Below are 8,465 nucleotides of genomic sequence, written 5' to 3' on the forward strand. Positions count from 1 at the left end.
ACCCAGCAGTCCCTGGAACTGTCGTTCCTGGTCGCGGAGATGCTGCGTTGATTTGAGCGCAGGCGCGCTCGAGGTGGCCGGCCAGTTGGGGCCCCCCCCCCCCCCGCCGGCCCCGGGGGCCCCCCCCCCCCGGGGGGGGGCCCCCCGGCGCCCGGGGGGGGGCGCGGCCGCAACGGGCCGCGACCTCGAGCGCGCCAGCGCTCAAATCAACGCAGCATCTCCGCGACCAGGAACGACAGTTCCAGGGACTGCTGGGTGTTCAGGCGCGGGTCGCAGGCGGTCTCGTAGCGGTCCTCGAGATCGAGGTCGGAGATGTCCTGCGCGCCGCCGAGGCATTCGGTGACGTTCTCGCCGGTCAGCTCGATGTGCAGGCCGCCGGGGTGGGTGCCGAGGGCGCGGTGCACCTCGAAGAAGCCCTGGACCTCGTCGACGATGCGGTCGAAGTGGCGGGTCTTGAAGCCGGTCGAGGACTCGTGGGTGTTGCCGTGCATCGGGTCGCACTGCCAGATCACCTGGTGACCGGTGGCCTGCACCTTCTCGATGATCGGCGGCAGCACGTCGCGCACCTTGCCGTTGCCCATCCGGGCCACCAGGGTCAGCCGGCCCGGCTCGTTGTTGGGGTCGAGCCGCTCGACGTACTCCACCGCCTGGTCGGGCGTGGTGGTGGGGCCGATCTTCAGACCGATCGGGTTGGCCAGCAACTCGGCGAGCGCGATGTGGGCGCCGTCGAGCTGACGGGTGCGCTCGCCGATCCACAGGAAGTGCGCCGACAGGTCGTAGAGCAGCGGCTCGCCGGTCTCGCTCTCGCTCAGCCGCAGCATCGCGCGCTCGTAGTCGAGCACCAGCGCCTCGTGCGAGGCGTAGATGCGGGCCGACTTCAGGCTCGGGTCGTTCACCTGGCAGGCGGTCATGAACCGCAGGCCACGGTCGATCTCCTCGGCCAGTGCCTCGTAGCGGGCGCCCGCGGGCGACTGGGCGACGAAATCGCGGTTCCAGTCGTGCACCTTGTGCAGGTCGGCCATGCCCGCGGTGGTCAGCGCGCGCACCAGGTTCATCGCGGCGCTGGCGTTGGCGTAGGCCCGGACCAGCCGCGAGGGATCGTGGCGGCGCAGCGCCTCGTCGGCGACCAGCGAGTTGACCATGTCGCCGCGGTAGGACTTCAGCCCGAGCGCGTCGATGTCGGAGGACCGCGGCTTGGCGTACTGGCCCGCGATCCGCGCCACCTTCACCACCGGCAGGCTCGCGCCGTAGGTGAGTACCACGGCCATCTGCAGCAGGGTGCGGATGTTGCCGCGGATGTGCGGTTCGGTGTTGTCGGCGAAGGTCTCCGCGCAGTCGCCGCCCTGCATGAGGAACGCCTCACCGCGCGCGACCGCCGCGAGCTGGGACTTGAGTTCCTCCACCTCGGCGGGCAGGCAGATCGGCGGCACGCTCTCGAGCACCGTGCGCATGGTGGCGGCCTCGTCGGCGTCCCAGGACGGCTGTTGCAGCGCGGGCCGGGCCAGGGCGGCGTCGAGTCGGCTGCGCAACTCGGCGGGCAGCGGCGGCAGTTCCGGCAGGCGGTCAATGGGTACGTCGACGGTCCAGGTCACCAGATCAGAATACGGAACCATCGCGTGCGCCGGTCACGCGCGGGCCTTGTATAGGGTTCGACATTGACATTGACCCACCCGTGGGTCACGGCGGTCCGCGTGGACCGCCGCCCACCGGCACGAAGAGGCGATCTCCCTGCGATATTTCTATGATTCGGAGTTCATCGAGGACGGCGTGACGATCGATCTGATCTCGATCGGCGTCGTCTGCGAGGACGGGCGCGAATACTACGCCGTCTCCACCGAATTCGACGCGGGCCGGGCGGGGCCGTGGGTCCGCAGGCACGTGCTGCCCAAGCTGCCACCCGCCGGCTCGCACCTGTATCGCACCCGTGCGCAGATCCGCGACGACCTGCACGCCTTCTTCCTGCCGCGCTCCGGCGTGCACCCGGAACTGTGGGCCTGGGTCTCGGCGTACGATCACGTGGCGCTGTGCCAGCTGTGGGGCGACATGACCGCCCTGCCCAAGGACATGCCGCGCTACACCAACGAACTGCGCCAGCACTGGGTCGCGCATGGCAGCCCCGAGCTGCCGCCCATCCCCGGCGACGCCCACGACGCGCTGGCCGACGCCCGGCACAACCTGGCCAAGTTCGAGGCGATCGAGGCCTACCGCCGCACCCCGCGGCTCTGAGCCGGAAACGCCGAAAGGCCCCGAGTCGCGTGACTCGGGGCCTTTCTCGTACTGCGTGCGCGGTCAGTGACCGTGCGAACCGTCGCTGTCGCGGGCCTGCTCCTCGGCGAGCGCGGTGAGCATCTTGTGCTCCTCGGCGTGCTCGTTGGCGAAGTAGGCGTCGGACTCGGCCTTGGGGTCGGCGAAGAGGAAGCTACCGGTGCCCGGCTTGCCCGCCGAACCCAGCTTGTTCATCTTCTTCGGCACCGCGGCGCCCTGGTACTCCAGCGGGATCGGGTGGCCGTGGTCGTCGACCGGGCCGAGCGGCTGGTGCACCTCGATGTACTCACCGTGCGGCAGGCGCTTGATCACACCGGTCTCGATGCCGTGCTCGAGCACTGCCCGGTCACTGCGCTGCAGGCCGATGCAGAACCGGTAGGTGACGAAGTACGCCAGCGGCGGCAGCAGCAGCACGCCGATGCGGCCGATCCAGGTGGTCGCGTTCAGCGAGATGTCGAACTTCAGCGCGATGATGTCGTTGACACACGAGAGCGTGAGCACCACGTAGAACGCGATCGCCATGGCGCCGATCGCGGTACGCACGGGCACGTCGCGCGGACGCTGCAGCAGGTTGTGATGCGCGGTGGTGTCGCCGGTGAGGCGCTTCTCGATCCACGGGTAGGCGATCAGCAGGGTGAACACCAGGCCCATCACCAGCGCGACCCAGACCACGGCCGGAACCGTGTAGCGGCCCAGGTAGAGCTCCCACGGCGGCATCAGACGCGCCAGACCGTCGGTCCACATCATGTAGAAGTCCGGCTGCGAACCCGCCGAGACCTGGGACGGGTTGTACGGACCCAGGTTCCAGATCGGGTTGATCTGCAGGACACCACCCATGATGCCGACGATGCCGAGGGTGAAGGCGAAGAACGCGCCCTGGTCCGCGGCGAACACCGGCACGATGCGCGCGCCGACGACGTTGGTCTCCTTGCGGCCGGGGCCGGGGAATTGGGTGTGCTTCTGGTACCAGACCAGCGCGACGTGCGCGCCGATCAGCGCCAGGATGATGCCGGGCAGCAGCAGCACGTGCGCGATGTAGAGGCGCGGGATGATGATGTCGCCCGGGAAGTCGCCACCGAACATCAGCCAGTGCATCCAGGTACCGATGACCGGAAGGCTCATCGTGATACCGCCGAAGGCGGCGCGCAGACCGGTACCCGAGAGCAGGTCGTCGGGCAGCGAGTAGCCGAAGAAGCCTTCGAACATCGCCAGGATCAGCAGCAGCGAGCCGATCACCCAGTTCGCCTCACGCGGCTTGCGGAACGCGCCGGTGAAGAAGATGCGGAACAGGTGGATGATGATCGACGCCGCGAACAGCAGGGCCGCCCAGTGGTGGATCTGCCGGACGAACAGACCGCCGCGCACCTCGAAGGAGATGTTCAGCGCGGTCTCGTAGGCCCGCGACATGCCGACGCCGCGCAGCGGCTGGTAGGCGCCGTCGTAGGTGACGTGCGCCATCGACGGGTCGAAGAACAGCGTCAGGTACACGCCCGACAGCAACAGGATGATGAACGCGTAGAGCGCGATCTCACCCAGCAGGAACGACCAGTGGGTCGGGAAGACCTTGTTGATCGACCGCTTCACGAACGCGGCGGCGCGATACCGCTCGTCCATCTCGTTGGCTTGGTTCGCCACCAGAGTGCTCATGAACGACGCTCCCAGAAGGCCGGGCCGAGCGGCTCGATGAAGTCGCCGTTGGCGACCAGGAAGCCCTCGGAGTTGACGGTGATCGGCAGCTGAGGCAGTGCGCGGGCGGCGGGACCGAAGACCGGCTTACCCCATTCGGTCGCCGAGAACTGCGACTGGTGGCAGGGGCACAGGATGCGGTTGGTCTGCTGCTCGAACAGCGAGGTGGGGCAACCGAGGTGGGTGCAGATCTTCGAGTAGGCGAAGTAGTCGCCGTAGTTGAAGCTCTCCTGGCCCTTGCGCTTGATCGCCTTCTCGGCGTCTTCGGTACGCAACCGGATCAGCATGACGGAGTTGCGGACACCGCGCAGCGACTGCAGCGTCTCGTGCGCGTCGCCGCGCCACTTCTCTTTCCACGGGAACACGGTTTCCATGGCGCCGGCGTCCAGATCCTCCGGGCGCACCAGCACGACGTCCTCCGGGCGACCGGTGTCGCGACGGATGTAGATGGTCTCGCCGGGGAAGTCCGGGGTCCAGCCCGAGACCCACAGCGGCGACTTCTCGCGCTTGGCCCACGGGTTCTTCACCATGCCGCCGACGAACACCAGCAGCGCGCCGATACCGAGCACGCCGACACCGGCGCCCGCGGTACCGAGCATCATCTTGCGGCGACCCAGCGTGGAGGTGTCGAGCGCGTCCTGCAGCTCGGCCGCCAGGGTGCGGCGCTCGACCTCGTCCGAGGGACCGTCGTGGCGCTCCTGGATGGAGATCTCGGCGGGGATGAACTTCTTGCGGATCAGCACCACGGCGATACCGATGACGAGCACCGAGATGCCGAAGGTCAGGCCGACCAGCGGGGTGAACAGCGAGTAGGCGGCGTGGCCTTCCTCGTGCGCGCCCTTCCATTCCCACGGCCAGAACAGGAAGACACCGATCAGCGCGGCCGCGGCCAGGCCGGAGATGGCGAACCAGAACGTCACCTGGCGTTCGGCGCGCTTCTCCGCGCGGGTGCCGGGCACCGGCCACCGCTCGCCGCGGTAGGCGACATCGACGCCGTCACGCGCGGTACCGAGCTCGACCAGCTCGTCGCGCGTCATCGCGTCCAGTTCGGCTTCGGTCGGTTCCCGACCCATGTCGTTGTGCTCCTGTCCACTCATGGCGCTCATGTCCTGGATCCGATCCACATCGCGGCGCCGACCACGGCGGTGATGCCGATGACCCAGATCGCCAGACCCTCTGTCGCCGGACCGAAACCGCCGAGGTCCCAGCCGCCGGGCGCCTGCTCCTCGGTCGCGTTCTTGACGTAGGCGACGATGTCGCGCTTCTCCTCCGGCGAGAGCTGCCGGTCGGAGAACTTCGGCATGTTCTGCGGGCCGGTGAGCATCGCGTCGTAGATCTGCTGCTCGCTGGCCGGCGCCAGCGGCGGGGCGAACTTACCGCTGGAGAGCGCGCCACCGCGGCCGGTGAAGTTGTGGCAGGAGGCGCAGTTCATGCGGAACAGCTCCGAGCCACGGGCGATGTCGTCGCCGCGCAGCGACTCCTGCGCGACCTCGCCGTTGGCGTCGCGGACCACCGAGGGGCCACCGCCGTTGGCGGCGACGAACGCGCCGAGCGCGTCGGTCTGGTGCGCGTCGAACTTCTCCGGCTTGCGCTCGGCCTGGGCCTCGTTGCGCGTCATCGGCATGCGGCCGGAGGACACCTGGAAGTAGACGGCGGCCTCGCCGACGCCGATCAGGCTGGGACCGCGGTCCTGGACGCCCTGCAGGTTGGCACCGTGGCAGGTGATGCACGAGGTGTCGTAGAGCTGCTTGCCCTCGCGGATGAGCGCGGACTGGTCCTGGTTCGCCGTGGCGACCTGCGGCTCGGGAGTGAGCGCCGTGGCCAGGAAGCCGGCCCCGACCAGACCCACCAGCAACGCGAGACCACCCGCGATACGACGGCGAACACGACGCTGCTTACGCGCCTTGGCGGCCTGACCGTTGCCGGGGCCAGCGGGCTCTGGGGCCGACGGGGGAGATGAACTCATCTGTGTCCCTTTGGAGTAGACGGAACCGACTTGTGCAAAAGCTGTGCGCCCGCGCCTAGCGGACGAAGTAGATCGTGGCGAACAACCCGATCCAGACGATGTCGACGAAGTGCCAGTAGTACGACACCACGATCGCGGCAGTGGCCTGCGCGGGCGTGAACTTGCTCAGCGTGGTGCGGATCAGCAGGAACACGAACGCGATCAGACCGCCGATCACGTGCAGACCGTGGAAGCCCGTGGTGATGTAGAAGACCGAGCCGTAGGAGCTGCCTGCGATGGAGGTGCCCTCGTGGACCAGGTGGTAGTACTCGTAGCCCTGGCCGAACACGAAGAAGGTGCCCATCGCCAAGGTGATCAGGTACCACCGGCGCAGGCCGAACACGTCGCCCTTCTCCGCGGCGAACACGCCCATCTGGCACGTGAACGACGAGGCGATCAGCACGGCCGTCACCGGAATGGCGAGCGTCATGTTCAGCTCGGTCGGCTCCGGGGGCCAGTCGCCGTGCGCCTGCGCACGCGCAACGAAGTACATGGCGAAGAGGCCGGCGAAGAACATCAGCTCGCTCGACAGCCAGATGATGGTTCCGACGCTGACCATGTTGGGCCGGTTCAGCGAATGCACACGCTGAGTAATGGCCGATCCTGGGGTGCCTACTGCGGTCGTCACGGGGTAAGTATGACTCTTCGTAGTACGACAGCTGTACCCGGGTACGAAAGTTTGTCGCGGGAATCGGAAAACCCACGCACAGAGGGGGTCCTGGACCAGCCTCGGCGTGTTGGCGACACCGCGCGCGAGCACCCATTGTGACAGCGCCAGATGTGGATAACCTGAGACGAAGGAGGTCGCGATGGTCGTGGTGCGGATGTGGCGGCGATTGTTCGGCGGGCACGCCGAGACACTGGACCCGGCGCGCGCCGATCTCGTCGTGGTCGCGGCGAGTTTCGACGACGCCGAGGCGTGTTCGACGGCGCTGGACCGCGCGAGCGCGCTGGACCGGGAGGCCGAGGCGGTGCTGCGCCACCACCTGCGCTTGCCCGCCACGCAGATCGACGCGGCGTGCGAGATCGCCGGCTACGACGGCTACAGCAGGGCCGACCCGGCCGAGCGGAGCGATGGCGAGCTGGTGCCGATCATCCTGCAGCGGGTGCAGCTGCTCGATCCGCTGTCGTGTTCGCAGGAACGCTCGCGAATGGCGGGGCTGGCCCAGCGCCACGACGGCGTCGCCGACGGCTGGGACGCGCTGCAACCGCCGCGCGGCGCCGCCTAGACTTGCTCGGCAGCGCAATAGGGTTGCGCGAGACAGGCGCGCACGAGCAGAGTTCGCGCAGACGTTGTCGGTCGAACGAAAGATGCGGAGCAGATGAGCGTGCGCAGCTGGCCCCAGGTGCTCGGAACCCTCGCCGACGGCGGTGACCTGGCCGCGGACGACACCACCTGGGTCATCGACGAGATCTTCACCGACAACGCCACCGCCGCCCAGATCGCGGCGTTCGGCGTGGCCATGAAGATCAAGGGCCCCACGCCCACCGAACTGGCGGGCATGGTCGCCGGCATGCTCGGGCACGCCCGCCTGGTGCACGTCGACGGCGACGCGGTCGACATCGTCGGCACCGGCGGTGACCGGTCCGGGTCGGTGAACATCTCCACCATGTCCTCGGTGGTGGTCGCCGCGGCCGGGGTACCGGTCGTCAAGCACGGCAACCGCGCCGCCTCCTCCAAATCGGGCGGAGCCGACGTGCTCGAGGCACTGGGCGTGAAGCTGGCGCTCGGTCCCGAGTCGGTGGCGCGCTCGGTGCGCGAGGCCGGGATCGGCTTCTGTTTCGCACCGCTGTTCCACTCCGGACTGCGTTTCGCCGGACCGGCGCGCAAGGAGATCGGCATCCCGACCGTGTTCAACGTGCTGGGACCGCTCACCAACCCGGCCCAGCCGCGCGCGGGCCTGATCGGCTGCGCGTTCGCCGATCTGGCCCCCGTGATCGCGGGTGTCTTCGCCGAGCGCGGCGCGAGCGCCCTGGTGGTCCGCGGCCGCGACGGGCTCGACGAGATCACCACCTCCGACCTCACCGACGTGTGGATCGTGAGTGGCGGTCGGATTCGGCAGACCGTGCTCGATCCGACCGCGCTCGGTATCCCCCGGGTCGAACTGGACGCGCTGCGCGGCGGCGACGCGACGGTCAACGCGCGGATCGCCCGTGACGTGTTCGCCGGGACGCCGGGTCCGGTGCGCGACGCGACCCTGCTGAACTCCGCCGCCGCGATCGTCGCCTACGACCTCTCCCGTGGCGTCGGTGACGCCGACCTCGACCTGAACGGCGCGCTGACCTCCGCGCTCGAGCGCGCCGCCGCCCCCCGGGGCAGCGGCGCGGGGGCGGAACAGGGCGCCGCCGGGGCCCCGCGCCCCACCACCCGGACTGCGCGGCGTCTCGGGCGAGCGCGTAGAACTCCTGCCAGAGGGGCTAATGCTGCTCGACGCCAAGATGCTCGGCAACCTTCATACTGACGTCGGCCGCGACTCGACGTTGTCCGGTTTCGATGCGGGTCAGCAGC

At 68.9% G+C, this 8,465-nt stretch carries 8 protein-coding genes; 3 read left to right on the plus strand and 5 right to left on the minus strand.

Features of this window, described 5'->3' with window-relative positions; all coding sequences use genetic code 11:
* Positions 1-206: 206 nt before the first annotated feature.
* The gene (locus QH270_RS19035; RefSeq protein ID WP_110040895.1) at positions 207-1,592 is read right to left on the minus strand and encodes a class II 3-deoxy-7-phosphoheptulonate synthase; all 1,386 of its coding nucleotides are present in this window, start codon (positions 1,590-1,592) and stop codon (positions 207-209) included.
* A gap of 136 nt (positions 1,593-1,728) precedes the next feature.
* On the opposite strand from QH270_RS19035, the gene QH270_RS19040 reads away from it, so the two are divergent.
* Entirely contained in the window at positions 1,729-2,226 is a 498-nt protein-coding gene (locus tag QH270_RS19040; RefSeq protein WP_110040791.1) for a polyadenylate-specific 3'-exoribonuclease AS, read from the plus strand.
* A gap of 63 nt (positions 2,227-2,289) precedes the next feature.
* Here QH270_RS19040 and qcrB read toward each other — a convergent pair whose 3' ends face one another.
* The 4 genes from qcrB to ctaE are packed head-to-tail and all read right to left on the minus strand — an operon-like array spanning position 2,290 to position 6,584.
* Positions 2,290-3,912: a cytochrome bc1 complex cytochrome b subunit gene (qcrB, locus tag QH270_RS19045; RefSeq protein ID WP_280344214.1), complete on the minus strand. Its 1,623-nt coding sequence runs from the start codon at positions 3,910-3,912 to the stop codon at positions 2,290-2,292.
* Entirely contained in the window at positions 3,909-5,048 is a 1,140-nt protein-coding gene (gene qcrA, locus QH270_RS19050) for a cytochrome bc1 complex Rieske iron-sulfur subunit (RefSeq protein WP_280344224.1), read from the minus strand. The genes qcrB and qcrA overlap by 4 nt, the downstream gene beginning before the upstream one ends.
* A 5-nt stretch (positions 5,049-5,053) precedes the next feature.
* Entirely contained in the window at positions 5,054-5,917 is an 864-nt protein-coding gene (gene qcrC, locus QH270_RS19055; RefSeq protein ID WP_280344216.1) for a cytochrome bc1 complex diheme cytochrome c subunit, read from the minus strand.
* A 55-nt stretch (positions 5,918-5,972) separates the two neighbouring features.
* A complete protein-coding gene (gene ctaE, locus QH270_RS19060; RefSeq protein ID WP_110040793.1) occupies positions 5,973-6,584 on the minus strand; it encodes an aa3-type cytochrome oxidase subunit III in 612 nt (203 codons plus the stop codon).
* A 181-nt stretch (positions 6,585-6,765) separates the two neighbouring features.
* On the opposite strand from ctaE, the gene QH270_RS19065 reads away from it, so the two are divergent.
* Together QH270_RS19065 and trpD are read left to right on the plus strand one after the other, a co-directional pair.
* Positions 6,766-7,185, plus strand: a complete 420-nt coding sequence (locus tag QH270_RS19065; RefSeq protein WP_280344218.1) for a hypothetical protein — start codon at positions 6,766-6,768, stop codon at positions 7,183-7,185.
* A gap of 93 nt (positions 7,186-7,278) precedes the next feature.
* Positions 7,279-8,418 carry an anthranilate phosphoribosyltransferase gene (trpD, locus tag QH270_RS19070; RefSeq protein WP_280344221.1) on the plus strand — a complete coding sequence of 380 codons (1,140 nt, stop codon included), beginning with the start codon at positions 7,279-7,281 and terminating at the stop codon, positions 8,416-8,418.
* Positions 8,419-8,465 lie beyond the last annotated feature (47 nt).

This window comes from Nocardia neocaledoniensis, assembly GCF_029868625.1.
Classification (GTDB): Bacteria; Actinomycetota; Actinomycetes; order Mycobacteriales; family Mycobacteriaceae; genus Nocardia; species Nocardia neocaledoniensis_A.

Excerpts from the sequence above, each read along its gene's own strand:
- trpD (WP_280344221.1), top strand. The coding sequence starts at position 7,279 with ATGAGCGTGCGCAGCTGGCCCCAGGTGCTCGGAACCCTCGCCGACGGC.
- qcrC (WP_280344216.1), bottom strand. The coding sequence starts at position 5,917 with ATGAGTTCATCTCCCCCGTCGGCCCCAGAGCCCGCTGGCCCCGGCAAC.
- QH270_RS19065 (WP_280344218.1), top strand. The coding sequence starts at position 6,766 with ATGGTCGTGGTGCGGATGTGGCGGCGATTGTTCGGCGGGCACGCCGAG.
- qcrA (WP_280344224.1), bottom strand. The coding sequence starts at position 5,048 with ATGAGTGGACAGGAGCACAACGACATGGGTCGGGAACCGACCGAAGCC.
- qcrB (WP_280344214.1), bottom strand. The coding sequence starts at position 3,912 with ATGAGCACTCTGGTGGCGAACCAAGCCAACGAGATGGACGAGCGGTAT.